This is a genomic window from Sulfuricurvum sp. (genome assembly GCF_023229695.1).
Classification (GTDB): Bacteria; Campylobacterota; Campylobacteria; order Campylobacterales; family Sulfurimonadaceae; genus Sulfuricurvum.
This window is the reverse complement of record NZ_JALNYS010000002.1, coordinates 132,301-157,691: the sequence shown is the minus strand read 5'-3', so window position 1 is coordinate 157,691 and position 25,391 is coordinate 132,301. Positions and strand designations below refer to the sequence as shown.

General features: G+C 46.7%; 26 protein-coding genes and 1 tRNA gene. 9 read left to right on the top strand and 18 right to left on the bottom strand.

Annotated features, from left to right (window positions below; genetic code table 11):
* Positions 1-13: 13 nt before the first annotated feature.
* From M0P91_RS02165 to M0P91_RS02120, 10 genes are all read right to left on the bottom strand, one after another.
* On the bottom strand, positions 14-1,582 hold the full coding sequence (locus M0P91_RS02165) for a HAMP domain-containing sensor histidine kinase (RefSeq protein ID WP_295063840.1): 1,569 nt from the start codon (positions 1,580-1,582) through the stop codon (positions 14-16).
* On the bottom strand, positions 1,569-2,108 hold the full coding sequence (locus M0P91_RS02160; RefSeq protein ID WP_295063837.1) for a YfiR family protein: 540 nt from the start codon (positions 2,106-2,108) through the stop codon (positions 1,569-1,571). The genes M0P91_RS02165 and M0P91_RS02160 overlap by 14 nt, the downstream gene beginning before the upstream one ends.
* A complete protein-coding gene (locus M0P91_RS02155) occupies positions 2,108-3,811 on the bottom strand; it encodes a GGDEF and EAL domain-containing protein (RefSeq protein ID WP_295063834.1) in 1,704 nt (567 codons plus the stop codon). The genes M0P91_RS02160 and M0P91_RS02155 overlap by 1 nt, the downstream gene beginning before the upstream one ends.
* Before the next feature lie 116 nt (positions 3,812-3,927).
* Positions 3,928-4,713 (bottom strand): phosphate ABC transporter ATP-binding protein PstB, encoded by a 786-nt coding sequence (gene pstB, locus M0P91_RS02150; protein WP_295063832.1) that lies wholly within the window; start codon positions 4,711-4,713, stop codon positions 3,928-3,930.
* 108 nt (positions 4,714-4,821) lie between these two features.
* Complete coding sequence (gene pstA / locus M0P91_RS02145; RefSeq protein ID WP_295063829.1) at positions 4,822-5,664, bottom strand: phosphate ABC transporter permease PstA; 843 nt, start codon at positions 5,662-5,664, stop codon at positions 4,822-4,824.
* Positions 5,661-6,512 carry a phosphate ABC transporter permease subunit PstC gene (pstC, locus tag M0P91_RS02140; protein WP_295063826.1) on the bottom strand — a complete coding sequence of 284 codons (852 nt, stop codon included), beginning with the start codon at positions 6,510-6,512 and terminating at the stop codon, positions 5,661-5,663. The genes pstA and pstC overlap by 4 nt, the downstream gene beginning before the upstream one ends.
* Positions 6,513-6,641: 129 nt before the next feature.
* Entirely contained in the window at positions 6,642-8,018 is a 1,377-nt protein-coding gene (locus tag M0P91_RS02135; RefSeq protein ID WP_295063824.1) for an HD domain-containing protein, read from the bottom strand.
* The gene (locus M0P91_RS02130; protein WP_295063821.1) at positions 8,015-9,424 is read right to left on the bottom strand and encodes a HAMP domain-containing sensor histidine kinase; all 1,410 of its coding nucleotides are present in this window, start codon (positions 9,422-9,424) and stop codon (positions 8,015-8,017) included. Before M0P91_RS02130 ends, M0P91_RS02135 begins: the two co-directional genes overlap by 4 nt.
* Complete coding sequence (locus tag M0P91_RS02125; protein WP_295063818.1) at positions 9,418-10,092, bottom strand: response regulator transcription factor; 675 nt, start codon at positions 10,090-10,092, stop codon at positions 9,418-9,420. The genes M0P91_RS02130 and M0P91_RS02125 overlap by 7 nt, the downstream gene beginning before the upstream one ends.
* A gap of 210 nt (positions 10,093-10,302) precedes the next feature.
* Positions 10,303-10,974 carry a PhoU domain-containing protein gene (locus tag M0P91_RS02120; RefSeq protein ID WP_295063815.1) on the bottom strand — a complete coding sequence of 224 codons (672 nt, stop codon included), beginning with the start codon at positions 10,972-10,974 and terminating at the stop codon, positions 10,303-10,305.
* A gap of 137 nt (positions 10,975-11,111) precedes the next feature.
* Here M0P91_RS02120 and pstS point away from each other — a divergent pair, with 137 nt between their 5' ends.
* The 3 genes from pstS to M0P91_RS02105 all read left to right on the top strand — a co-directional run bounded on the left by pstS (position 11,112) and on the right by M0P91_RS02105 (position 14,299).
* On the top strand, positions 11,112-12,107 hold the full coding sequence (gene pstS / locus M0P91_RS02115; RefSeq protein ID WP_295063812.1) for a phosphate ABC transporter substrate-binding protein PstS: 996 nt from the start codon (positions 11,112-11,114) through the stop codon (positions 12,105-12,107).
* Between the two features lie 364 nt (positions 12,108-12,471).
* Positions 12,472-13,782, top strand: coding sequence for a hypothetical protein (locus M0P91_RS02110; protein ID WP_295063809.1), 1,311 nt, complete (start codon positions 12,472-12,474; stop codon positions 13,780-13,782).
* Between the two features lie 100 nt (positions 13,783-13,882).
* Positions 13,883-14,299 carry a hypothetical protein gene (locus M0P91_RS02105; protein ID WP_295063807.1) on the top strand — a complete coding sequence of 139 codons (417 nt, stop codon included), beginning with the start codon at positions 13,883-13,885 and terminating at the stop codon, positions 14,297-14,299.
* A gap of 1 nt (position 14,300) precedes the next feature.
* On the opposite strand, the gene M0P91_RS02100 is transcribed toward M0P91_RS02105, so the two are convergent.
* From M0P91_RS02100 to M0P91_RS02090, 3 genes are all read right to left on the bottom strand, one after another.
* Positions 14,301-14,960: an energy transducer TonB gene (locus M0P91_RS02100; protein WP_295063804.1), complete on the bottom strand. Its 660-nt coding sequence runs from the start codon at positions 14,958-14,960 to the stop codon at positions 14,301-14,303.
* 69 nt (positions 14,961-15,029) lie between these two features.
* The gene (locus tag M0P91_RS02095) at positions 15,030-15,551 is read right to left on the bottom strand and encodes a hypothetical protein (RefSeq protein WP_295063801.1); all 522 of its coding nucleotides are present in this window, start codon (positions 15,549-15,551) and stop codon (positions 15,030-15,032) included.
* 93 nt (positions 15,552-15,644) lie between these two features.
* Positions 15,645-15,720, bottom strand: a tRNA-Ala gene (locus tag M0P91_RS02090).
* 219 nt (positions 15,721-15,939) lie between these two features.
* On the opposite strand from M0P91_RS02090, the gene M0P91_RS02085 reads away from it, so the two are divergent.
* Entirely contained in the window at positions 15,940-16,548 is a 609-nt protein-coding gene (locus tag M0P91_RS02085) for a hypothetical protein (RefSeq protein ID WP_295063798.1), read from the top strand.
* Here M0P91_RS02085 and M0P91_RS02080 read toward each other — a convergent pair.
* Both M0P91_RS02080 and M0P91_RS02075 read right to left on the bottom strand, forming a co-directional pair.
* Entirely contained in the window at positions 16,545-16,967 is a 423-nt protein-coding gene (locus M0P91_RS02080) for a hypothetical protein (protein WP_295063795.1), read from the bottom strand. The genes M0P91_RS02085 and M0P91_RS02080 overlap by 4 nt on opposite strands.
* Before the next feature lie 202 nt (positions 16,968-17,169).
* Positions 17,170-17,859, bottom strand: a complete 690-nt coding sequence (locus tag M0P91_RS02075; protein WP_295063792.1) for a sulfite exporter TauE/SafE family protein — start codon at positions 17,857-17,859, stop codon at positions 17,170-17,172.
* A 148-nt stretch (positions 17,860-18,007) separates the two neighbouring features.
* On the opposite strand from M0P91_RS02075, the gene M0P91_RS02070 reads away from it, so the two are divergent.
* Positions 18,008-18,271, top strand: a complete 264-nt coding sequence (locus M0P91_RS02070) for a heavy metal-associated domain-containing protein (protein ID WP_295063789.1) — start codon at positions 18,008-18,010, stop codon at positions 18,269-18,271.
* 218 nt (positions 18,272-18,489) lie between these two features.
* Here M0P91_RS02070 and M0P91_RS02065 read toward each other — a convergent pair whose 3' ends face one another.
* Both M0P91_RS02065 and dnaG read right to left on the bottom strand, forming a co-directional pair.
* Entirely contained in the window at positions 18,490-19,461 is a 972-nt protein-coding gene (locus M0P91_RS02065) for an argininosuccinate synthase domain-containing protein (protein WP_295063787.1), read from the bottom strand.
* An 11-nt stretch (positions 19,462-19,472) separates the two neighbouring features.
* Positions 19,473-21,116 (bottom strand): DNA primase, encoded by a 1,644-nt coding sequence (gene dnaG, locus M0P91_RS02060; RefSeq protein ID WP_295063784.1) that lies wholly within the window; start codon positions 21,114-21,116, stop codon positions 19,473-19,475.
* Positions 21,117-21,204: 88 nt separating this feature from the next.
* On the opposite strand from dnaG, the gene rpsU reads away from it, so the two are divergent.
* From rpsU to M0P91_RS02040, 4 genes are all read left to right on the top strand, one after another.
* Entirely contained in the window at positions 21,205-21,417 is a 213-nt protein-coding gene (gene rpsU / locus M0P91_RS02055) for a 30S ribosomal protein S21 (RefSeq protein ID WP_015652475.1), read from the top strand.
* A gap of 108 nt (positions 21,418-21,525) precedes the next feature.
* A complete protein-coding gene (purT, locus tag M0P91_RS02050) occupies positions 21,526-22,689 on the top strand; it encodes a formate-dependent phosphoribosylglycinamide formyltransferase (protein WP_295063782.1) in 1,164 nt (387 codons plus the stop codon).
* Entirely contained in the window at positions 22,686-23,615 is a 930-nt protein-coding gene (locus M0P91_RS02045) for a D-2-hydroxyacid dehydrogenase (RefSeq protein WP_295063779.1), read from the top strand. Before purT ends, M0P91_RS02045 begins: the two co-directional genes overlap by 4 nt.
* A gap of 101 nt (positions 23,616-23,716) precedes the next feature.
* Positions 23,717-24,316: a hypothetical protein gene (locus tag M0P91_RS02040; protein WP_295063776.1), complete on the top strand. Its 600-nt coding sequence runs from the start codon at positions 23,717-23,719 to the stop codon at positions 24,314-24,316.
* A 9-nt stretch (positions 24,317-24,325) separates the two neighbouring features.
* On the opposite strand, the gene M0P91_RS02035 is transcribed toward M0P91_RS02040, so the two are convergent.
* Complete coding sequence (locus M0P91_RS02035; protein WP_295063774.1) at positions 24,326-25,240, bottom strand: AEC family transporter; 915 nt, start codon at positions 25,238-25,240, stop codon at positions 24,326-24,328.
* Positions 25,241-25,391: the final 151 nt, after the last annotated feature.

Below are 25,391 nucleotides of genomic sequence, written 5' to 3'. Positions count from 1 at the left end.
CGATATCCTTTATTCAAACTTTCGTTTCGGTTTGGGGAGTCGTCGGTTCCAGAGGGAGGGTGAGGGTAAACGTCACCCCTTTGGAGGGTTCGGAGGTGAATGAAATGTCACCGAAAAGTTTTTGGACGACGAGATTGTACACAATGTTGAGCCCGAGCCCGGTCCCCCCTGCATTTCGTTTGGTGGTCGTAAAAGGGTCAAAAGCGTTCTTTTTCACTTTTTCATCCATTCCCGAGCCGTTATCGGCGTAGATTACAACAAGGGTATCCCCCTGCGTATGAAAGCGGATGGTGATTTGAGGATCGGCGGGGGGATTTTCAAAACCGTGAAACAGGGTATTTTGGATGAAATTACTGAATATCTGTGCGTAAACTCCCGGATACGATTTGATGATAAGGTCGGGATCCCCTTCGATGCATATCTGTGCGGGAACTTTTTTAATTTTGTTGTGGAAGGTGAGAAGAATCTCTTCAATGTAATGATATAGATTAAAATCCCGTTTCTCTTCGACGCTTTGGTCTACCGATATCCGTTTGAAACTGCGGATAAGATCGGCCGCCTGAGTGATGCTTTTAAGGAGGAGAACGGCCGTTTCATTGAGGACATGGAGCCCTTCTTCCATTGTGGAGCGCTTCAGGGTCCCCTCCTCCATCTGTTTGAGAAGTGTTTTGGACTCGTTGACGATAATGGATCCTCCCGTCATGGCATTTCCAAGGGGGGTATTGACTTCGTGTGCGACGCCGCTGACCAGATTCCCCAACGAGGCCATTTTTTCAGACTGTACCAGCTGCATTTGTGTCTTTTTAAGGGTTTCGATACTCGCTTCGAGTTCCTGCGTCCGTGAGGCAACCCGTGACTCCAGATGGGTTGTTAACGATTCGGTATTGGAGAGAAGGTAGTTGAATGCATCATAAAGATAGGAGAGTTCATCGTTGCGTTTATGGGTGACGCGGAGAGAATAATTGTTATTCTGGGAGACCTCTTTTGCCGCTTCGGTCAACGTCAGGATCGGTTGAAGGATCCTTTTACCGAGCAGGCGGGAGACGAGATAAATAAGCAAGATCAATCCGAAGGAGAAAAGAGAGACATTTTTTAAAAATGTCAAAACATACGTAGTAATCTGATCGGTCTCTTTTTCAAGATACAGATATCCTAAAAGCTGACTGTTTTGCGTAATTTCGACCGTAATGTGCAATTTCCCGAATCTCCACGGGAGCCAATGATCGTTTTCAAAAAAGACTCCGAGGGTGGGAAGGGTACCCGGTAGAGGGGTATTTTTATTGTTAATAAAAGTTATCGGAGTTTTATCGGCACCGTACACAACGGCCAGATTGATCTCTTTGTTCCCTTTTAACCGGATGAGATGCGTTGCAATCCCCTCGGTATCAAAAAAGGCCAACGGTGCGGTAATCAAATCGGCGATTAAATCGGCTTCGAGATTACTTTCATGGAGAAAAGAGATTTTTTCATGGTTCGCGGTGTAAACGAGATTGAAAGCGGTTTCGATGCAGATGATAAAAATACTCGTTACGACGAGAGAGAGGATAATCTGGATGGTGAGAGAATGGTTATTTAGCTGCATTTTTACCCTCCGTAGGGTCGATTAGGGTGGCAAAATTGAGCAGTTTGTAACTCGCTTTAAGATTTGCCGTTTCAAGATTCCGCTGGCTCAGTAAAAATCGAAATGCGTTGTTTTCAAGATAAAACCCGATAGCTGCCCCTTTTTTAACATCCGAAGCCTCATCGCTGATCAGTAAAACATTATTTTTACGCAGCAGGTTCAGTTGCGCTTCATTTTGGGCCGGTTTGGCCGTCCGGAAAAAAAGGATATGACACTCCGACATCTCTTCGGCAGAGCTGCCGGTGAAAAGGGGAATTACCGTGGCGGGACGGTTATTAAAGAGGTTGGAATCGTACGATTTTTGAAGTGTTTTTGAAAAAACCGGATCGTTGAAAATACAAATATTGTAGCTCTTAATCGGTTTTGGCCATTCGATAAACATCGCAAAACGTTCGAGATAGGCTGCTTTGATACTCTCTTCCGAAACGGCGAAAAGAGGAGCGATACAGGAGTGTACAAAAAGGAGAAGAAAAACAGACGCTTTCATCACAGTAAATAGGGTTTGGGTTCCCCTAAAAAATACCCTTGAGCATAATCAACCCCTAACGCTTTCACAATCGTATAAACCTGTTCGTTATGGACAAACTCCGCAACCGTCTGCACCCCTATTTTGTCGGTGAAAAAAAGGATCGTTTCGGTAATGGATTTGGATTTGAGATTGATGTCGATATCCTTGATATAGGTTCCGTCAATTTTTAAAATATCGAGTTTCAAATTTCCGAGCTGGGCAAAATTGGAGCATTGAACGCCAAAATCGTCCAGACAAAGGTGATACCCCATTTCGGTCAGTTGGTGGAGGTGTTTTTCGGCAATAGGATTGGAGAGGATACTACTCTCTTCGAGAATTTCAAAATAGATCCGTTCCGGCTCAATTCCGTACTTTACCCGGGTTCTCTCGATAAAATTTAAAAAATCGTTTTCAATCAGATCCTGATCGGTGATGTTGATGGAAAAGGAGAGGGTGTTGGAAGCGAACAAGGCACACGTATGTTCAAAAACCCGCTGGGTTATTTTGTAAAGGAGCCCTGCATAGCGGGCGGTTGAGAGAAAATGGTGGGGGGTATAAATCACTCCGTCACGTTCCAGACGGACCAATGCCTCGTATTTGGAGACCGTTCCGCTTTTGCATTCGATAATGGGCTGGAAATAGGGGTAAATTTTACCGTTTTCAAACGCATCGATAAGCCATTTGGTCCATTTGGTATTCTCTTCGATTTGTTTGATCACCTCTAATGTGTCCGAATAGAGCTGAACCCGGTTTCGGCTCATTTTTCGCGCTTCGCGCAGCGCAATTTCCGCTTTTTGGATCATATTACCGATATCGTGTTCGACCACACCCATCGTCACGTTGATGCGATGATCGATACCGCTGATGTGAAACGACTGGGAAACAATGGTATTTTGGATCCGATACACTTCGGCGTTGAGATTCTGCGTCTGGGTGTAACAGGCTAAAATCGCATAAATATCGGCTTCGAGGCGGTACACTTTCCACGCAGGATCGACGGCATTCAAGAGTATATGGCTGAATTGTATCAGCAGTTCATCTCCTACATCGAATCCGTAAACATCGTTAATCATACTGAACGCATCGATATTGAGGAGAATCAGCGACATCGGCTTGCCCGTATCGAGATCATGGGTGAGCTTGACCCGGTTGCCGAGTTTGGTCAAACTGTCGGTGATGAGGGTATTGTAAATTTCATTTTTTTTATTCAAGAGCTCAACAAGCTGTTTGTACTGGCTCAGGGCACTTCGAACCGTTACATAGAGGCGGTCGCTCGTCAATTCGGTTTTTTCTTTGTAATCGTTGATATCGTAATGGTCGATGACGTACCGCTCAGGGGCGACACCGGGCTGTCCGGTACGGATGATGATACGGGATATTGTATTTTTTAAACGGTAGCGGATGGTTTCGACGAGTTCAAGCCCCGATGTCGCCGTTTCCATGACGACATCCAGAAGGATAACGGCGATATCCTCCGAGTGTTGCAAAATTTCCAACGCCTCTTTGGTGTTGTGCGCGGAGAGAAAAATAAGAGGGCGCTCATCATAGATAAAATTTCGTAATGCTAGTTTCGTAAAGGAGTGCACTTCATGATCGTCATCGACGATGAGTATTTTCCACGCCTCACGGTTGGATGATGGTTGTTCATCTTCGGGAAGAAACACAATTTCATCATTCAACATCACGATTCTCCTTGGGACAGTACACGGGTGGTAGTATTGTTTAAATCATATCACAATAAATAAAAATTTGGAAGACAAACAGAGCTATGCGGGGAAGAGAAGGGTGGGGCAGGGGATCAACCGAATTTACCGGTGATGTATTCCTGCGTTAATTTTTCTTTTGGTGTGACAAAAAGATTTTCGGTATTTCCAAGCTCGATCAGCTCTCCCAAATACATAAATCCGGTGTAATCACTGACGCGGGCCGCTTGCTGCATATTGTGGGTGACAATGATGATGGAGACGCGCTCTTTAAGCTCGATGACCAGTTTTTCGATCCCTTGTGTCGAGATCGGATCAAGCGCCGATGTCGGTTCGTCGAAGAGCAACACTTCCGGTTCTACCGCGATAGCGCGAGCGATGCACAGACGTTGCTGCTGTCCCCCCGAGAGGCCGTTGGCATCGTTTTTAAGACGATCGCTCACCTCTTTCCAGAGTGCGGCATCTTTGAGTGCTTTTTCGACACGGTCGGAAAGCTCAGATTTGTTTTTAATCCCCTGCAGACGCAGTCCGTAAGCGACGTTATCAAAAATGGACATCGGAAACGCGGTCGGTTTCTGGAAAATCATTCCGATTTGTGTCCGTAACTGGATTAAATCTTCTTTTGAAGAGAGGATGTTGCGCCCCTCAAATTCAATCTCGCCGTTATACACATTGCCGGGATAGAGATCATGCATTCGGTTGAATGAGCGCAACAGTGTTGTTTTACCGCAACCGGAAGGGCCGATAAGGGCCGTAATGGAATTTTTGGCGATAGGCATCGTTATTTTTTTCAGACTCGGAGCTTCTGCCCCTTTATAGGTAAATTCAAAATCACGCACCTGTAGTGCGCATTCCTCTTTGATATCGATAATGCTTGCCATAAATTACTTCCTTTTTCGTAAATTAATACAACCCCTCGCATTTGATTAATGCGAGTAGCTTTAGGGGGTTGCAAGGGACATTTCTCCCTGCCTCAAAATGGGCTTTGCTTATTTTGAGCGTGACATCAGTAATACAAGTCGTCCTAAGATATTAAGACCCAAAATAAACATTGAGAGGATAAAGGCTGCTGCCCATCCGAGCTGCTGCCAGTCTTCATACGGACTGATTGCATAGTTAAACATGGTTACCGTAAGTGAGGGCATCGCATCGTTTAGATTGGTTGTGAAAAAATTGTCGTTAAATGAAGTGAACAGCAAGGGTGCCGTTTCCCCTCCGACGCGGGCGATACCCAATAAAATACCGGTTAAGATTCCCGCTTTGGCCCCGCGATAGACCACATCCATAATGACTTTGTATTTTGGGGCACCGAGGGCAAATGCCGCTTCGCGAAGGGTTCCCGGTACCAATTGTAGCATATCATCCGTGGTCCGTAAAATAATCGGGATCATGATGATTCCCAAGGCGATGGCACCGGCCCAGGCACTGAAATGCCCCATCGGCATAACGACAACGGCATAGACGAATGCTCCGATAACGATGGAGGGGGCCGACATCATGATATCAGAGATATCCCGGATGGTGTGGGCCAGTTTGGAATTTTTGCCGTATTCACTCAAATAAGTACCGGCCAATATCCCCAAGGGTACACCGATGGCGGTTGCCATCGCAATCAAAATGGCCTGACCTACGAGGGCATGTCTGAGACCGCTCTCCGCATATCCCGGAGGGGCCCCTTCGAAGATAAAGATGTTCCAGTTAAGGGCACTTAACCCTTTCATGACTAAAACGCCTAAAATCCAGAACAAAAACCCTAAAGCGATAACAGCACTCAGGGTAGACAAGGTTAAAACAATACGGTTTGCAATAACCCGTTTTTGCGTAGCGGTCATTGTCCGTTCCTCACTTTACGTAAAAAGTAAAATTTTGCAATAGCGATTACCACGAAACTCATAACGAGAAGGGTCAACGCCAGACCGAATAAACTGGAGAAATAGAGTGACGAATCGGCTTCGGTAAATTCGTTCGCTAACGTAACGGGGATCGATGTCGTCGGATCAAGGATACTGCTTGGGGTGTGGTGGACATTACCCATGACAAAGGTAACGGCCATCGTCTCACCGATCGCCCGTCCGAGTGCCAAAATAAGAGAGCCGATAATCCCCGCTTTTGCGTAAGGGATGATAATGTCTTTAATGACGTCCCATTGCGTCCCCCCAAGGGCATACGCCGACTCTTTGAGGATATCGGGAGTTGTGTTCATCGCATCACGGGTAACGGCTGCCATAAAGGGGAGGATCATAATCGCTAAAACAATCCCCGCCGCGAGAAGGCCGATCCCGACCCCTCCGAAAATGTCACGGATAATGGGGACAAAATAAAATAATCCCCACATTCCGTAGATGACGGAGGGGATAGCCGCTAGCAATTCGACGCTGACACCGAAGAACCCTTTGATTTTATCATGGGCAATTTCACTTAAAAAGATAGCGACGCCGATGGCAACAGGGACGGCGAGGAGCATTGCCAAAAATGTTGATGCAACCGAACCGAAAATTGCGGCGTAGGCACCGAATTTTTCGAGATTGGGAGCCCACTCGTCTTGGGTAATGAAATCAAGCCCAAAAGCGTGCATCGCTTCGGTAGAGTGGTTAAAGAGGACCACAAATATCCATGCCACGATAAAGAGAATCAAGAGGGCGCTGGTACGGGTCATGTTAAAGAAGATTTTGTCAATCATGCCTAGCCTTGATACAAAAATGTTGGCAATTATAGTATATTTATGATTACATATACGTTACGTAGCGCTATTTTAAGCCCCGGCGGAATAAACCGTCTGAGAGGTGTTCGTGTTGCGAGAGGGATGAAATCACCCCTTTTCAAGGTAAAAATTCAACCATTCGCACGCTTCGGCAGGGGTGGTGAATTCCAGATTGATCTGCGCTGCATAAGCGGCGTCCAAAATAGTTTTGAATGTTTCCGAAGGGGAGAGGCCCAGGGCGACAAGATCACGTCCCCTGAGAAGAGGCTCAGGGGGAAAATGCAAAACTCCCAACGCTTGCGCACGTTCATAGAGCCATTTGCCGGCTTTAAAATCATCCGGAACGGAGGGTAAAGATCGGCCGAAATAATCGGCGCGTGCTACAAGAATTAAATCGGCAATAGCTACTTTTGTGCTGAGGCGGAGTATTTCAGTATCGGGGGAATGGTTCTGATAAAATTTACGGGGGGTTCCGTGATGGCGTACAAGCGGTAAAACCGCTTCGATCAACGACTTCTCTTCGGTTATGCGCGACAGCCAGATTTCGGCTATGAGAGCCCCCTCCTCGGCATGACGGGGAGCATTGATCTTCCCGTCGCAGATGAACGTGGTAACGGGTTTGGCAATATCGTGCAGCAGTGCCGCAAACATCAGTACCGTATCACGTTTCGAATCTCCGGTACGCAGCCGGGCCATTTCATCAACACACATCAGGGTGTGGGTCCAAACATCCCCTTCGGGATGAGAGCCGGGATCTTGGAGGGTTGTTTCGAGTTTTTCGAGAGGAGAGAAAAAAGAGAGCCCCCCCATTGCTTTGAGAAGCGATAAACCGACAGAGGGTTTTGGAGAGAGGAGAAGTTTTTTAAACTCTTCGAAGATACGCTCTTTCGGAAGTTCCTGCAATGCCCCTTTTTCGATCATGATGCGGCATAAGGACAAAAGTTTTTCATCGCATTTCAAATCAAAGCGTGCCGCAAATTGAACCGCACGTAAAAGGCGCAGGGGATCTTCAATAAAGGTCTCCGGATTGACGCAGGCAAGACGTTTCTTGGATAAATCCCCTCTCCCTCCGAAAGGATCGAGGAGGGTTTTATCGAGGGGATTGTATCCGATTGCATTGATCGTAAAATCACGTCGGCGCGCTGCGGCAGTGAAATCGGTTCCACGCATAAAAGCGATCTCAAACCCTTTGTGCCCGGAAGCTTGCTTCGATTCCGTGCGCGGCGGGGAAAAATCGATCGAAAATCCCTGATACGAGAGTTTTAGAACTCCGAAGCTTTTGCCGACGGCATTGAGTTTTCCGAAAGGTTTTAAAATACGTTCCAGTTCATCGAGCGAGGTGACCCCGTAGAGTTCAAAATCCAGATCGGTTCCCGTATGGCCGATAAGGGCGTCGCGCACGTATCCTCCGACCAGAATCGGGGTGATTCGGTGGCGGCTTAACGTTTCGATAATGGGGAGAATGGGGAGGGGGACGGAGATCATTTTTTCGAAGAGGGTTTGGGGAGAAGTGCATCGAGCTTAAGGCTGAATGTTGAGCCTATCCCCAGAGTACTCTCTATGTTGAGTGTCGTATGGTGCAGTTTTAGAATATAGCTGACGATAGAGAGTCCCAGTCCCATCGAATTGTCCCATCGGTTTTTCTGTACGCGGTAAAATTTGGAGGTAATTTTATCCAATTCGGTGGGGGCAATTCCAATCCCTTTGTCACGAACGCTGAGAGAATCTTCGGTGAGGATAATGCTCACCTCCTCTTCCGAGTATTTAAGGGCATTGTCAACGAGATTGACGATCACAAGATCAAGCATCGTTTTATCGGCAAAGACTTTTTTGGAGATGCCGCTGTAGAGGATACGCCGATGGGGATATTTTGCCTGAAGTATCGAAACGGTTTCGGCGCACACTTCGGCGAGGTCAAAATGGATGGGTTTAATGCTGAGATCGTTGTTTTCAAGCTTAACGGAGAGGGCAAGCCGATCGAGCATCAGGGTGATTTTTTGGGTATTGGAGAGGATCTTGGAGAGGAACCTCTCCCGAATTTTCGGATCAAGGGAAAGATCGTCGTGGAGCGTTTCGGCATACCCCATGATGGCGGCAATCGGATTTTTAAACTCGTGGCTGATGGCTGAGAGGATATCGTTTTGCTGTTTGTTGATCAGCCGGAGTTTGGCGGTATGTTTCCGTTTTTGTTTGTCTCGGTTATGAAGTTTTTTGACCAGATTTTTCAGCAGGATCGAGATTTGTAAAAATTCTCTGAAATATTCGGGTTTAAGGATCGCTTTGTAATTTTTAGCGGAAATCTGATCCAGATAGTGGGTGATTTGGGCAATATCGTGGCGTGCTTTTTTAGAGATGTTGTAAGCAATCACAAGAGAAATGACCATGATAATCGCAAATGCGGCGAAAAGCTTGAGCCATAAGGCGTAAAAATGGTCCATTACCCCCTGAAGAGACATGGCAAGTCGAAAATAGAGGGTTCTCTGCGGTGTCGAAACTTTTCGGGCGACGTAAATAAGATCGGTTTTAAGGGTATTGGAATAGCGGATAGCAACACCGTAGGGCTGCGTCATGGAGTGCATCACCTCGATACGTCCGGAGTGGTTTTCCATCGTTTTTTTATTGGCATTGGTCTCGGCGATCACAACGCCGTTTTCGTCTATAACGGTGACCCGATAGCCGGTTTTTTTGGCGGTTTGGGCGGCAAAAAGGTCAAGATCTTTAGTGCCGATCAGCTGCGGTTCAATAAGGCTGATGCATCGTATCAAAGAGGTTTCGCCGTCTTTAATCAACATTGATTTAAGGGTTAAAAAGGTGATCACCGAAGCGATGAGGAGGGCAAAGGTAAAAAGTCCCAGAACATTGAGAAAAAAGAGTTGGTGAATTCTTAGCACAGCGTGTATCCGACTCCCCGAACCGTTTTAATATACTCTTTATTTTTCGTGGGGTCAATTTTCTCTTTAAGGCGGTTAATGGCGACGTTAACGGTACGGTCTTGATAGACATCGTCGCCGCCCCATACGTTTTCGAGGAGAAAATCACGGTCAAGGACGACGTTTTGATTGGTGATAAGGGTATGCAGGAGGTCAAATTCAAGCTTGGTCAGCTCTACCTCTTTGGATTCAATCATGACGGTACGCGATGCGAGATTGAGAGTAATGTCACGGTAAAAAAGAGCGCCCTGAGAGGAGAATTTTTTGGTACGGCGTAAAATGGCACGGACCCGCAGAATAAGCTCTTTCATGCTGAACGGTTTGGTAAGGTAATCATCACCTCCCCGTTCAAACCCCTGTTCTATCTCCTGATCTTTTTGTTTGGCACTGACAAAGATGACGGGGGTGTGAATGCCCCGTTTGCGGAGCGATTCGACAAATTCACTCCCCTCTGCCCCGGGTAAATTTCGATCCATCAAAATGAGATCGATACTCTCCTCTTCGAGGGCATCGAGAACATGTTTCGTATTGAGAAAACCGATGGTTTCAAATCCCTCTTTGGCAAGATGGTATTCCATTAACTCCAAAATGTCCTGTTCATCTTCGACGATCAGTATCAACCCATCCACTGCCGATCCCTTTTAAAAATTTTCTGTAAAACTCAGTGTATTGACACTTCTCTGCCCCAAAGAGGCAAGAAGGAGAGTTAATCTCCCGCATCCGAAAGATGCGGGAAGCGTTTCAGGAAACATCCCTTCGGGAGCGCTTCGCTTGTTTTGGGGGTTGTAGGGACTTTAGTCCCTGCCACTTTCCGGGCTTCGCCCGAAAAGTGCGTAACATCAGTTATAAATCTGCATCTCCCCCCCTTTTTGCGCATACAGCAAAAGGGCGGCAATATTGACGGCTCGGTCGCCGGAACGCTCCAATTTACGGAGTGTTCCCAAAACCTTGACATATTCTACGGAGAGTTCACCGGAACTGATGACAAGGGTGAGAAGCTCTTTTTCCATAATAGAGAAAAGGTCGTCGTTTTTAGACTCTTCAACCATGACTTTACGGTAAAGTTCTTCCGCATCACACCCCTCTTTGATTTCAAGACATTGGTGAATATAGTGTAACGCATTGATCGTGGTTTTATGCAATTGAATAATGGTGCTTGTGAGAATAGAAAGATCGATTCCGCCGTTCAGGTGTTCTTCAAGACGTTTGGAATATTTACGCATCCCGTCACCGATACGGTCAAGTTCGTTGGTCATTTTTAAATAGGAAACAAGGAGACGAAGCTCATCCGCTTCCGGTCCGAAGAGGGCAAAGGTCTTGATAATTTCGTTATCAATTTTATTGGCGTCACTTTGGAGACTTTTGAGATAGTTGCGTGCGGTTTCGTAGAGTTCATTTTGGTTATTTTCAAACGCAAGCAATGTCTCTTCACTGGAGTGAATAATTTGTAATAGCAATGTGGAGATCATTGAGCGGATCTCGCTAAGCTTATTTTCATAGCGTGGTAGCATGAGGAGCCTTTTAAATAAATAGTACGCGATTATAACGACTTTGTATAACAGTGTGATTACAAATCACCCTTTTTTCTTGTAATCTTTTCGTTACACTACCATTTTACAATGTCACCATCAAATACCAAGGACAATCCATGCTAACGAAAGTAACAAAAGGTTTAGTGATCGCGGCTATTGCAGCCACGTCAATGATCGCTGCCGACAAAATCAGTGGTGCGGGGGCGACTTTCCCGGCTCCGTGTTATTATGATTGGGCGTATAACTACCAAAAAGCGACCAAAACCCGTGTCAACTACCAAGCAATCGGTTCAGGCGGCGGTATCAAGCAAATTTCTGAGCGTATCGTTGATTTCGGTGCGACGGATGCACCGATGACGCCAAAAGAGTTGGATGCGGCAAAATTGTTACAGTTCCCTGCGGTTATCGGTTCAATCGTCGTAGCATTTAATATCCCGGGTGTAGCGGATGAGCATCTTAAGCTTAAAAACAGTGTTGTTGCCGATATCTTCGCCGGTAAGATTACCATGTGGAACGATCCTGCAATCGCTGCGGATAATGCAGGGGTTAAACTTCCTGCGGAAAAAATCGTTGTAGCGCATCGTTCGGACGGATCAGGTACAACGTACGTATTTACCGATTATTTGAGCGAAAGTTCAAAAATGTGGAAAAGCAAGTTCGGTGTGGGTAAAGCGATCGGCTGGGCAACCGGTATCGGCGGAAAAGGGAATGAGGGGGTAACCAACCTTATCAAACAAACTCCGTACTCTATCGGCTACATTGAAAATGCTTATAAAGAGAAAAACAATCTTTCGGCTGCGACGCTTCAAACGGCTGAAGGCAAATGGGTAACGGCGCGCAAAGATAATTTCCAAGCAGCGGTTAAGCAGGCAAAATGGTCTAAAAAAGACCATTTCTACAGCTCCCTTGTTTTGCAGGACGCATCGTATCCGATCGTAGCGGCAACCTTTATCTTGATGCCGCGTGAAAAAGCGGAAGTGAATGAACAAGTTATTAAATTCTACGATTACTCATTCCGTAACGGGGATCAGGCGGCTGAAAAACTCGGCTACATCCCATTGCCGACGGAAACAACCAATCTTGTCCGCCAATACTGGGCAGAAACAAAGTAACGACCTTACGCACCTTGTTTAAACAAGTGCGAAAAGGTTAGTAATCTCCCGTATCCGATAGATACGGGAAGCTTTAGGGGGTTGTAGGGACTTTAGTCCCTGCCACTTTACGGGCTTTGCCCGGAAAGTGCGTAACATCAGAAAGTAACGACCCTACGCCCTTCGGGGCGTTCTCTCCTTTTCTTTTTTCTCTTTTCGTCAACTTTAAGTTTTTGTAGCCCGTGTACACTTTGTGCACGGCTTTTCGGAACATTTCCTATCACATATTTATATTCTTTTTTCTTATTGTAATCATTCTGTAATGTAACAACATCGTAACCTAGTTTTTCTACAATACCGCCATTACATTACAGGAGTGCATTATATGAAAAAAGTAGCATTATCCGCCCTTGCTGCGGCGATGGTGAGCGGAGTTGTCTATGCAGACAGTATGACACTTTACAGTGATCCGAAAACAGGTCAAGTATTTACGGCACCGGGCGAAAACCGCATCGAGATGGGTGATTTCGTAGACGCAAAAACAGTGGACATGGCGGATCGCGATCAAGAATCAAAATTTGCAGAGTACCTAGACGGGCAAAAAAAATACACAAAAGTAAAGTCAAAAGCGAAAACCATCGAGTTTAGCGGAACCCATTACTTCGGCTTGACATCGGCTACGCCGGAGACAACAAGTGCGACGGGTGATACATCAACCGGATTTGAACTTCGCCGTAACTATGTGCAGGTAAAAGCGTATTTCAACGACAAAGACTATTTCCGTGTCACCATGGACACAACAAAAGAGTTGGGTTCAACATCAACGACGTATGCCAACATGTTTGCAAAATACGCCTACCTTTATTTGGATGATGTCCTTCCGTATACCGGCGTAGAGATCGGTATCGCCCACCGTCCGTGGATCGATTATGAGGAGCACAACTCATGGCACTACCGTTCGTTCAATAAAGTTTTTCTTGAGGAAAAAGGGACGACTACCGAAGCAGGTGTTGACCTTGTCAACTCGGCTGACCTCGGGTTCAACCTAAAAACTAAAACTGATATGTTCAGTTCTGAAATCGGTATGTTCAACGGTGAAGGGTACCATGCAGATAAAGTGGCAAAAAATCAGCAAAACAGCAAAGATTTGTCACTTGAGTGGCGTTTGACGGCTCACCTCCTTGGAAGCGGGACAAAATTGGGCAAAAACGATCGTACAAAAGACACCTATGCTAACCTTTCAACGTACGGTTTGATCTCTAAAAACCATAAAGATGACAATGCGACGATCGGTGATGCAAAAGAATACGATCGCTCTTTTTACGGTATCCACGGGGTGTATAATCAACCGGAGTTCTTGATTGCGGCACAATATTTCAAAGCAACGGATGACGTCGTTTTGGCATCAGCGAGCGATTCAAAATATACAGGTTGGTCCGTCAATGCTGAAATCCGCCCTATGACAGATTGGACGATCATCGGACGTTACGATGATTATAAAAAAGAGTCTGAATCATCAACCGTAACAAAGATCACGTACGAAGGTACTAAAAAAATCGTTGCTCTAGCGTATAAAATGAATAAAAACGTGAGCTTTATCGGTTCAGGAAAATTCATCAACGAGAACAACTCTGCCGGAATTGATGATGGTCAATCCAAAAAAGTTTACATGATGACGACCGAAGTTAAATGGTAATTTTTTAAATATTTATACACTCCTTTGTATTCCCGCACGACGCGGGAGTATCTCTTCATCCAATTTTTGCTACAATCGTTAAAATCATACCGGAAACATCATGCCGATAACGTTGATCCTCACAATGGTGGGACTCCTTTTTTTATTAATCCTTCTGGTTTTTCTCTACGTTTGGATTTTCCATTCTAAAACCGTCTCCAGACAGCCCGTCATGGTTTCACCCGATCCCCCGGCGGTTACCTTTGAGAGCTTTCAGTCGATGATTAAAAGTCCCTCTTCCACCAAAGAGGAACTCAACATGGCCGTGGATATGATTCTGGAACGTTACGGCATGATCGGGGAGGGGGGACATCCTCTGCGTATTTATGAATTGCTGATCGAGATGCTGTGTCTCCATCCCAATACCGATGCAAAAATGGTACTGCGTTTTGAAAAAGGGCTTCGAACGGCAAATCCTAAGTACATCAACGAGATTGAGCGCTCCCTTGCACAGGGGTTGAGGATTCGGAGAAAATAATTTAACGGATTTTATACTCTATCGGAATCGTAATCCGTACACTTTTGGAGGGTTTTGGAAACATCTGTGCCGTTGTTTCGATGAGGGTGCGTGCTGCATCGTCGAGGAGTTCGAAATCAGAACTTTTAACGAGGGTTACGGCACTGATATCCCCCGAAGGGGAGAGGGTAAAGGCCATAATGCTAATCCCTTGCTGTTTAAGGCGCAAAGCATTTTTAGGATATTTCAGACGTTCTGCAAGAAGGGCTCGGATAGGCCCCAGATTCTCTTCTTCGTAGAGCGTTTGGATATTGGGTGTTGGGGGAGGAGGCGGTGGCGGAGCTTTTGCGATGAGCGGTTCGGGTGGAGCCGCTTTCAGCGCTACCGGTTCTGTATGGACCGGGGCAATCGGGGTTAGGGGCAAACTCGGTTTTATGGCAGGATCTGATTCCATTTCGGCAGGGCGGGAGAGTGTTTCACTGCTTTTTTGTTTTTGGGGTCGAATATCCGGTTCAGGAGTTTTGGTCACGATCGGTGCTTGTACGATGTGTTGTTCCATAGGCAGAGCGATCTTTTGGTGCTGCACTGAGGGTGCGGATTGAATTTGAAGCGAGATTCGGAACGGATTCTCTTTTTTTGGAATCTCCTTCAGAACTGTAAAGGCCGCCCATCCCGCTACCACAATAAAAGTATGTGCGCTAACCGATAGGAGAAGTGGTCTGAGTGAATTCACGCGTCGGCGGTACAAGGATTAGAGTTTAACTTCAACTTTTGAGTTTGCACGCAATGTTTCGGTCGTTTTACCCATTTGTGCTTTGAATTTTTCCATTTTAATAAACTGCATAATTTCCCCTTTTACTTGGTCAAAGGTGAGCTTTTTATCCCCCTGTTTCATCTTCTCCCCGTTGGAATCGTAAAAGGATTTGGCCTCTTTTTCATTAACGGTAATTTTGGAGAGCTGTTGTTTCATCCACATATCGACGGCAAGATCATCTTTGAGAGCGCTGTAGGACAACTTGAACTGAGGGGTATTCTCAATGCCGCTTTTGAGTACGAGATCCTTAATAAGGCTTTGATTGATCAATTGGTCAACAACCTGGCGTTTGGTTTTGGCATCCAGCTTCTCAAAGCTGGTACCCGGGATGGCTTTGGACATAAAAGCATTGGCATCATTGAGTGTAATCGCTTTTCCGTTGATGGTTGCTAACGTCACAGGAGCTGCGAAGGTAAGGGTAGTAGCGGTTAGTAAAATCAGGGGTAAATGTTTAAGCATAAGGGTTCCTTCTGATAGCGGTAATAAGGGTGCTATTGTAACGAAAAAAAAGGAAAATCGGTAAACAAATAGGTTACGAAGAAAAGGATGGAATGGTGGAGCATAGCGGGATCGAACCGCTGACCTCGTCGCTGCCAGCGACGCGCTCTCCCAGCTGAGCTAATGCCCCAAAAGAGATCTTTTGGAAAGGATGAAATTATACGCTTTATGTTCTTAAATTTTGATGAGAAGGGCAAAATGATAATTCTAACTGATGTTACGCACTTTTTTCAAAAGGGGCGACATAGATCAGTAATCTCCCGCATCCGAAAGATGCGGGTAGCTTTAGGGGGTTGTAGGGACATGAGTCTGGTTACAGTTTTTTCATTATCGGGTCGATATAGATACTATGAAAAAATTAGCCCTAATATTTGTCTGTGGTGTTGCCGGTATGACTTTGAACGCGCAGGAGTATACGATTCAAGTCATTAGTGCGATCAAAGAGAGCTCAATCACCCCCGCATTTGAAAAAAAAGTTAAAAAAACGGGAATCCCGTATATCAAAAAGGAGGAGGGGGAACGCCATGTTCTCCTTGTCGGAAGCTATGAAACCCGAGATCGTTCCGGAATGGATGCGAAAAAAGTAAAAAAGAGTGTCGTGCATGACGCTTTTGTCCGTCCGATGGAGAGGAAAGAGGTGTCAGGTGCGATCTCCAAGGAGGAACATTCCTCGACACACAAAGCGATAAAAGAGTCCATTGCCGCAGATCACGTATCACCCCTTGGCACGGCTTCCGTTGTTGTGAATCACAACGAACCGGCTGTGGCGATTTCATCTGCCGCTCCCAATCATGATACCAATGCTACGGGAGAGATGAAAGAAGCGAAGGGATGCTCAGCATCGAATATCGTAGTGATATACGATCGCAATGCTATCCGAAAATACGATATTTCCGAAGCGATAGAATACTATAAAAATTCATCCTACTACACGTTTAAATCGACAGCCGGGCGTTAAGGCTTCCGCTCCACCGCACTGTAAAGGCAATCGAGATCGATTCGGTGGAGTTTTTTCGCTTCGAGATGGAGCGATTCAAGCAATTCGGCAGGATTTTCCCCGTTGACCGGATAGCATACCGCAGCAGAGGGGACAGGTTTGACGAAAAGATCTTCTACCATCCGCTTTACAATTCCCGTCCCGTATCGGTCGGTGTAGGGCATCACGAAAAAATAGTAGTGTTCATAATGGACGATGGAATCGGAATTGCGAAGCAGACTCGGAAGATTGGTGTCGATTAGCGACTGCGGGATACCGGAAAAATCGCAAAACAAAATCGTAAAACTCTCAGAGCGGTTTTCATCCAACCGGTTTGCTATCCCGATATTGAGTTCCAAGAGCGCTGAAAAATTATAAAATGAAAACATTACCCCGGCCATCACAAATCCTTCAAATAAAAGTTCCAAGTAGTATAACGTAAAGTCTGACCTTACGCACCTAACTTCAGTAAGTGCGTTAAGGAGAATTAATCTCCCGCATCCGACAGATGCGGGAAGCTTCAGGGGGGTGTAGGGGACAAATTGTCCCCTGCCACTTTCCGGGCTTTGCCCGAAAAGTGCGTAACATCAGTAACGTAAAGTTTTAAATCGGCAAATCGAAAAAATAGGCCAGACCGTAATAGATACTGTAAAGTCCGTAAATGAGAATGGCCAATGCGGCGATACGGTTCATCGTTTGGCGAAAAGCGATCTCTTTGAAAAAACTGACCGATTGTCCTAACGCGAGCAGGGTGGGGACGGTGGCAAGCCCGAACGCCGCCATGATCAATCCTCCGTCGATGATGGAGGCCGAAGCGGCCGCTTTTGCGGCGAAGAAAAAGACAAAGCCGCAGGGGAAAAAGCCGTTCATAATGCCCAAAGCAAAAAAACTCCCGATGCTTTTGCTTTTGATGAGGCGCGAAAAGAGAGTTTTAAAGAGGGTATTGGTCGAAAAAGAGCGCTCCAGAATATGGATCAATCGAGAGAGACCGAACATCCCCAGTGCCGTGATGATCATCACGATTCCGGCAAAGATAAAGAGTACGCCGTGCATCTCCATGCTCAGAGCAAAGAGGGAGCCGACGGCTCCGAAAAACATCCCCAGAACGACATACGAGCTGACGCGGCCGAGGTTGTAGGCACTGTGGCGGATAAGCTGCGCGGTGCGGCTCATCGACGCATCGATTTTCGTCGAGCTGTAAGCGACGATGAAACCGCCGCACATCCCGATGCAGTGGCCGAAACTGCCGGCAAAGGCAATCGTGATGATTGCCCACCATTCTATAGAAGTCATACAATTCCTTCAATTAGGTTCATAGATGCGAACGTGTCTGATTTTAGTCATATTTTGTTACAGGAGTGTTAATTTATTTCGATTTTTTAACGCTTTTGTAACACAAGTATGGAACAATAGCATGAAAATATTTAAAAGGGTTTCGTTTATGAAAAAAGTTTTACTTACTCTTGCGGCATTCATTTCACTTGCAAGTGCGGATGAATTGGTTAATCTCAAAATTGAGGGGATGATGTGCCCTGCCTGTGCCAAAACGGTCAAAGAGAGCCTTGGGGGAGTTAAAGGGGTGTCCGAAGCAAGTATCTATCTCAAAGAGGGCCGCGCTGAGGTAAAAGCTGCAACGGGTACTAAGCCTGCCGCAATGTGCGACGCGGTTAAAAAAGCGGGTTACGGCTGCGCGGTAAGCAAATAATAGGGGCTTTGCCCGAATGGCACTTACTTAAGCTTTTAAGCCTTATTTCGGATACTAAAACAAATGAAACTTAATCGGAAGTGGGACTTCAGTCCCGCACGATGGCGAGGCTAAAGCCTCACTTCCAAATAGATTCACATAAACAAGTAAATATATTAGGCTTTTTAGGCTCTTTTTTCCTTAAGTAAGTGCCATTCGGGCTTTGCCCCTATTGGCGTTTAAATAAAGTATTTCGCCGCCTCTTTGCGGCTCAGATCGCTGAGGGTAGTGATCTTCTCGTCACCGAAATCAAGCGTTTGTTCCCCCTCAAATCCTGCTTTGCAATAGGCCAAGACCAGTTTTGCCGCCAACGTTTTATCGGCTTCGGATGCTTGTGCGGAAATCATTGCATGCGGTCCGACAAGCTCGGTGCTGATATGGGTAAACTTGGGATTGTCAATTGTTTCGAGTCTGGTATTGTCGTTCTCATCGCGTCCGATAATCAGTTTTGCCCCTTCGGGAAGACGGAGCTGCCGTCCGTATTTCAGGGTGATGATATCGGCCACTTCGAAGGTGTCGTGTGCAATAAAATCGCGTATTTTTCGTGAAAAGTGCTCATCGGTCAGGAGGCATCCGCCGCCGGGAGATTCATAATCGACCAGTCCGAACGCTTCTGCTAATTCCAATTGCCGCTCGCGGTTACGTCCGACGATATTTTCGAGTTTGTCACGATCTACCCATCCGTTTAACTCCGCTAGGGTCGGTTCCAATGATTTTGCGCTCATCGGGCGCAGCAGCAGACCGTCGCAAGCGCTGTCGTTCAGCACTTTTGCCAATGATTCGCGATTTTGGCTCATCGGGCGCTGTCCGAGGACTTCACCGCTGATCAAAAAACTCGCCCCCTCCGCTTCCATAATCCGCTTGGCTACGGCAAACATTTTGGCATGGCAGTCGATACAGGGGTTGAAATGCTTGCCGTAGCCGTGTTTTGGACTGAAAAGGACCTCTTGCAGGTATTCGTTCTGGATATCGATGATTCGCAGCTCGGCACCTGCTTGTTCGCACATGTTTTTCATGTGGGCAAGGCGGTCTTTGGTGGAACCGAATCCTGTATTGATATTGCATGCGATTACTTCGATCCCTTGATTGATGATCAGTTTCATGGCAAGGGTAGAGTCGAGGCCGCCGCTGAACAAAGCGATAGCTTTCATGGAATTCCTTTTTACGTTAATGGTACGAGTTCGCCCCGTTTCAAGCGTTCGATTTTGTTTCGAAATTGACGAATCAAATACGATTTTTGATCGAATGATACCGTATTTTGGGTATTAAGTTTTTTGAGTTCGCGGGTGTAGTGTCCGATTAAAAAGGTGATCAGTTCGGCTTTGAGCCCCTCATCTCCCGAAAATGGATGGATCCTTTCATCCATCAGCAATGCACCCAGCCTTGGATCGTCGGTACGACCGCTGATGGCCGATTCAAATTCCTGTACATGGTACTGAAAGAGTGATGCATCGATAAAATCAAGGAGGGCATCGGTCACTTCAGGGCGTTCGATAATGGTTTTAATGAGGCTGAGTTCCCAGATATCGTGATGCGAAAAATTGATCGCTTTGGGTTGGATATTTTTACTCTGTCCGATCCGGATCAGGGAAGGGGATATCCCCAGTCGTGAAGCGACATAAAGGCGGTACTCCTCCTGAAGCAGTGGAGAGAGAGTTGCAAGATAGCCGAGGGACTCGTGCAATGCACTCTCTTTAGCTTTGGGATCACGCAGATCATACCCTTCGATCGTGCTTTGGATGACAAACTCGATAAAGGGAATAGGGCGGTGCAGCAGAGCGTTGAGCTCATTGGTAAGCCCCTCTTTGATCATGTCGGCGGGATCTTTCCCCTCTTCAAAGAGGATTACCCCTCCGTCAAACCCGGAGGTGCTGAGAAGCTTGGCCGCTTTGAACGCTGCGGCACGCCCCGCTTTGTCCCCGTCGTACGCGACGAAGACTTTCGGTTCCCCTTTACGCAGCAGCGGCAGATGTTCGGTAGTGAGCGCCGTTCCCAGCGTCGCGACGGCATGGGTAAATCCCGCCTGATGGAGCATGACGACATCGAGGTACCCCTCGGTGACGATGATCTCGCGGCGGCGGTAAATGGTATCGCGGGCGAGATGATAGGCATAGAGGAGGCGCGATTTATTGAAAATAGCACTTTGGGCGGAGTTGACGTATTTGGCCTGATGCCCCGTGATGGTCCGTCCGCCGAATCCGACGATGGCTCCGCTGGTGGAGTGGATCGGAAAGGTAATCCGCTCGATAAAGCGTGCAAAAAGTCTCCCTTCATCCCCTTTGCCGATGGCCCCTTGTTCCAGCGCTTCGGCGGCAGAGAGCTTGCGCTGCTCCAAAAAGCGGAGCGTTTCTGGGGAAGTGGGGGCGTATCCGATCCCGAAGCGCTCGATACTGGAGGCGTAGATACCGCGTTCATGCAGATATGTAAGTGCTTCGGGTTTCTCTTCGAGGAGTTTTTGGTACCAGTCGTTGAGGGTTTCGAGGAGATTGGAGCGTTTTTTTTGCGGTGCGTTGTCGGTATAGTGGAGGGTGAAATTCATCGTAGCGGCAAGCTTTTCGATCGCTTCGGGGTAGCTGAGTTTTTCGTACTCCATGACAAAATTGATGGAGTCTCCCCCAACGCCGCATCCGAAACAGTGATATTTCTGACGTGCGGGATTGACGACGAAGCTGGGGGATTTTTCATCGTGGAACGGGCAGGGAGCTTTGAAGCTTGCACCTGCGCGTTTAAGCTCGATATAGGAGCCTACGACGTCGACAATGTCAAGTCGGGCTTTGAGAGCCTCGATCGAATCTTGGGTAATCATAAAGATATTTTAGCGAAACGGTGCTTTAGGTAAATATCTATGCTATAATTGCGGTTCAAAAATTTTAAATAGAAAGTAGGTGATGTGAATGCCTGGTATCGTTCTTAGACAAGATGATAACTTTGATGCAGCTTACCGCCGTTTCAAGAAACAAACAGATCGTAATCTGATTGTTACTGAAGCCCGTGCTCGTCGTAACCATGTTACAGAGACTGAAAAGCGTAAGCAATTCAAAATCAGCGCTCGCAAAAAGATGTTAAAACGTCTGTATATGATGCGACGTTACGAATCTCGCCTGTAATGAACAGCGCTTCGGCGCTTTCGTTACACCTCTCCTTCAAAAAATAATCCCCCCTTTAAAAACCCTGTGTTACACTTACGGACTTAATTTACACGCAAGGCTAATCTTATGCTCTTCAGTGCACCTTTAAAAAGCAACTCCAAACGTATACTGTTACTCGGTTCGGGAGAACTGGGCAAAGAGGTCGCTATCGAGGCGCAGCGTCTCGGGATCGAAGTGATTGCCGTTGACCGGTATGAACATGCTCCGGCCCATTTGGTCGCCAATCGTTCTTATGTCGTCAACATGCAAGACCGCGAAGCGGTGTTGGAGATTATCCGGCTTGAAAAGCCCGATTATATTTTACCTGAGATCGAAGCGATCAGCATCGATGCGTTGTTTGCCGCCGAAGCCGAAGGGTTCTGCGTCATCCCCAACGCCGAAGCGGTCAATAAAACGATGAACCGTAAAAACATCCGCCGTTTTGCAGCGGAGGAGTTAGGGCTTAAAACCAGCCGTTACCATTTTGTGAGCACCTATGAAGATATGTGTGCGGCGGCAGACGATGTCGGATTTCCGTGTGTAATCAAGCCGGTGATGAGCTCTTCGGGACACGGACAGAGTGTTGCCCACAGCCCGTTTGATTTAGAAAACTCATGGGAGATTGCCAAAGAGGCACGCGGCGATGCGAGCGAACTGATCGTCGAAGAGTTTATCCGTTTTGATTACGAGATCACGTTGCTCACCGCACGCAACGGCGTGGAGACGGTGTTTTGTGAGCCGATCGGACACATCCAAAAGGATGGTGATTACATCTACAGCTGGCAGCCGATGGAGATGTCGAAAAAAGCGCTTAAACGTTCTCAGAAGATTGCTAAAGCGATTACTGACGGCCTTGGCGGCAAAGGATTGTTCGGCGTCGAGCTGTTCGTGGCGGGGGATGAGGTCTATTTCAGCGAAGTGAGCCCCCGCCCGCACGATACGGGGATGGTGACATTGATTACCCAGAGCCAGAGCGAATTTGCCCTCCATGTCCGTGCGGTACTCGGATTGCCGTTAGGCTTTACGTTCTACGGAGACGGGGCGAGTGCGGCGTTTAAATCCGCCGTTGAATCGGATGAGCCGGTGATCGATGTGGATGATTCGCTTTTTGATAACAACACTTTTGTCCGGGTGTTCGGAAAACCGGAAGCCCATATCGGACGCCGTATGGCAGTGGTGCTAGTGTTTGATAAAGTAGAAAAAGCGTTGAAGAAAGCGAAAAAATTGATCAAGGGGATTAAAGACGCATGAAAATAGTTCTTTTGGATACCCTCACCTTTGGAAATACGTCGTTAGAGGGGTTTGCCGCGTTAGGTGAGGTTATTGTCTATGCAACGACATCAGCCGATGAGACGGGGGAACGGATACGTGATGCCGAGATTATCGTCACAAACAAGGTCGTGATCAATGATACTGCAATGGCAGCAGCCCCGAATCTTAAGCTCATCTGCGTCGCGGCGACGGGTATGAATACCATCGATCACGATGCGGCGGCACGTCGGGGAATCACTGTGAAAAACGTGGCCGGGTATTCGACCGATGCCGTTGTGCAGCACACCTTTTCAATGCTGTTTTACCTGATGGGATATTCGCGTTATTACGATGAATACGTCAAGAGCGGCGGCTGGCAGAATGAGGAGGTGTTCACTCACATCGGCCCCTCATTCCATGAACTGCGCGGGAAAACGTGGGGGATTATCGGTTTGGGGGAGATCGGGCAAGGTGTCGCTCGGATTGCTCAGGCTTTTGGTGCAAAGGTGTGTTATACCTCCACTTCGGGTAAAAACGAAAACAGCGAGTTTGAGAAAACGACGTTGAGCCGTTTGATCGAAAACAGCGATATCGTCTCGATCCATGCTCCGCTAAACACCTCGACGGAAAAGCTCATTTCCCATTCAGAATTGTTGCAGCTCAAAGACGGGGCGATTCTCCTTAATCTCGGACGGGGCGGAATCGTCGATGAGGATGCCTTGTCCGTGATTATCGACGTTAAACCGATCTACGTCGGACTCGATGTATTGGTACAAGAGCCGATGAAAACGGCGCATCCTCTTTTAAAAATCAAACATCCTGAGAGACTCTACATGACTCCCCACATTGCGTGGACCTCGGTTGAAGCACGCCAGCGGCTGATAATGGCAACAATAGAGAATATCCGGTCTTTTTTTAAGATTTAAACGGAGTTTTCCAAAATTTCTATGAAAGAGGTAATGACATTGAGTGATGGAAGGGGTATGATAACTCTTATTTGATCCTAAAAATAGTGTAAGGGGGTATTTTGAAAAAAGTTTTCATGACAGTTTTGTTTGCCGGCGGATTAATGGCTGCAGAACAGGGTTGGTATATGGGAATAGAGTCCGGTTTTGCTATCGGTACCCTTAAAATGACAAAAATGGATGAGACGAATAGCCTATATGATACCGAGCGAAGGCACCATACTACTTTCAGTGATGTAAAACTGAAATTGGGTAAAGGGAGAGATGGTGATATCAAGTTTCAAGGTGCGCTCTCTTTTGTCCGATTTGGCGAGTATCCGTTCAGTATAAGAACTAAACAAGTGACGGAGGGAAGCGTGGAGATAATCAAAGAATTTGATGCAGGCAATCTGTTCTATCCTTTTGTTAAAGCGGGCTTGGGGATTGGGTATATGGGAGTGGAAGGATACAGCACCAGTCGTATTCAGGAAGTTTGTTACAACATGGGGGCGGGCCTTTCTTATAAAACGGCGGATCATTTATACCTGCTTGCGGGAATCGATTTTGTCGGCAAAATATGGGAAGAGTTTTACATCTATGATCCCAAGGTTAATAAGGTTACCGTTGAAAGTATTGACATGGGCGGATTTAAACCCTATATAGGTGTGAACTATCGGTTTTAAGTTCTTTTCCTATAACAAGAGTGTTAATACTTTCGGCAGTACGAAAGCAATTCCCAAAAACAGTACCGAAGTGATAAAAACCTGTACCGTTACGGTACGGGGGGCACAATTGTAAAGAGAGGCGAGATTGACATTGGCAACCGCCAGCGGGACGAGCAGCTCTAAAAACAAGACCCCTTTGATCATCGGCTCCATCTCGACCGTTTCTAAAACAATCCAGGCCAGCAACGGTAATAGAATAAATTTTGTTCCGTTGACCCATACGGTGAGTTTGAGAGTGAGCTCTCCTAGTTGAATTCCGTAAAGATAAATGCCAAATAATACCAGCTGCATCGTCATCGAAGCGTAGGCTCCCATCATTAATGTTTTATCGACGGCTTGTGTGGGGTGGTAGCCTCCCAGATTGAGGATAATAGCAATCATTGCCGCCCATAATATCGGAAGTTTGAGGATATTGAGGAGTGAATCTCGGACACTGAACTCACCGCGTGAATAGTAAAAGACCCCAATCGTGTAGACGATGAAAACATTGGCGAGATTAATAAGGGTCGTATAGGGGATACTCTCTTCGCCGAAGAGGGCAATGCCAAGCGGTATCCCGAGATTGCCGGTATTGCCGATCAAAGCCGCTACGGCCGCAATAGAGCGCTCCTTCGGATCGCTAAAGAGCATTTTTGAGAGAGGTATCATCAGCAGAAGTGCTATCATCGTAATGAGAAGATAAAGAGAGGGGGCCAAAAGGAGATCGGTATCGATCGGGCGCTTGAGCAGTCCCCAAAAGGTGAGAAAAATCTGAAGAAAATAGACACTGAGCAGGGTAATCGTACGGTCGTCTATTTTCTCTTTGAACGTCCATTTGGCACCGAAGCCGACGGCGATAAAAAGGTAGATGCCCAGTAACGATATAAGAGTTTCTGTCGTCATTAAATGGTTCCGAATCGAGAAGATGGAGTGTGATTATAGTACGTGAACAAGGATAGGTCAATCGAAGCCTATTCGGATAAATTATCTCTTAAGTGTAATCTCTATACAATCTTTGCCAAATAACTATTGTTGGTTAAATTTAACACGGGAC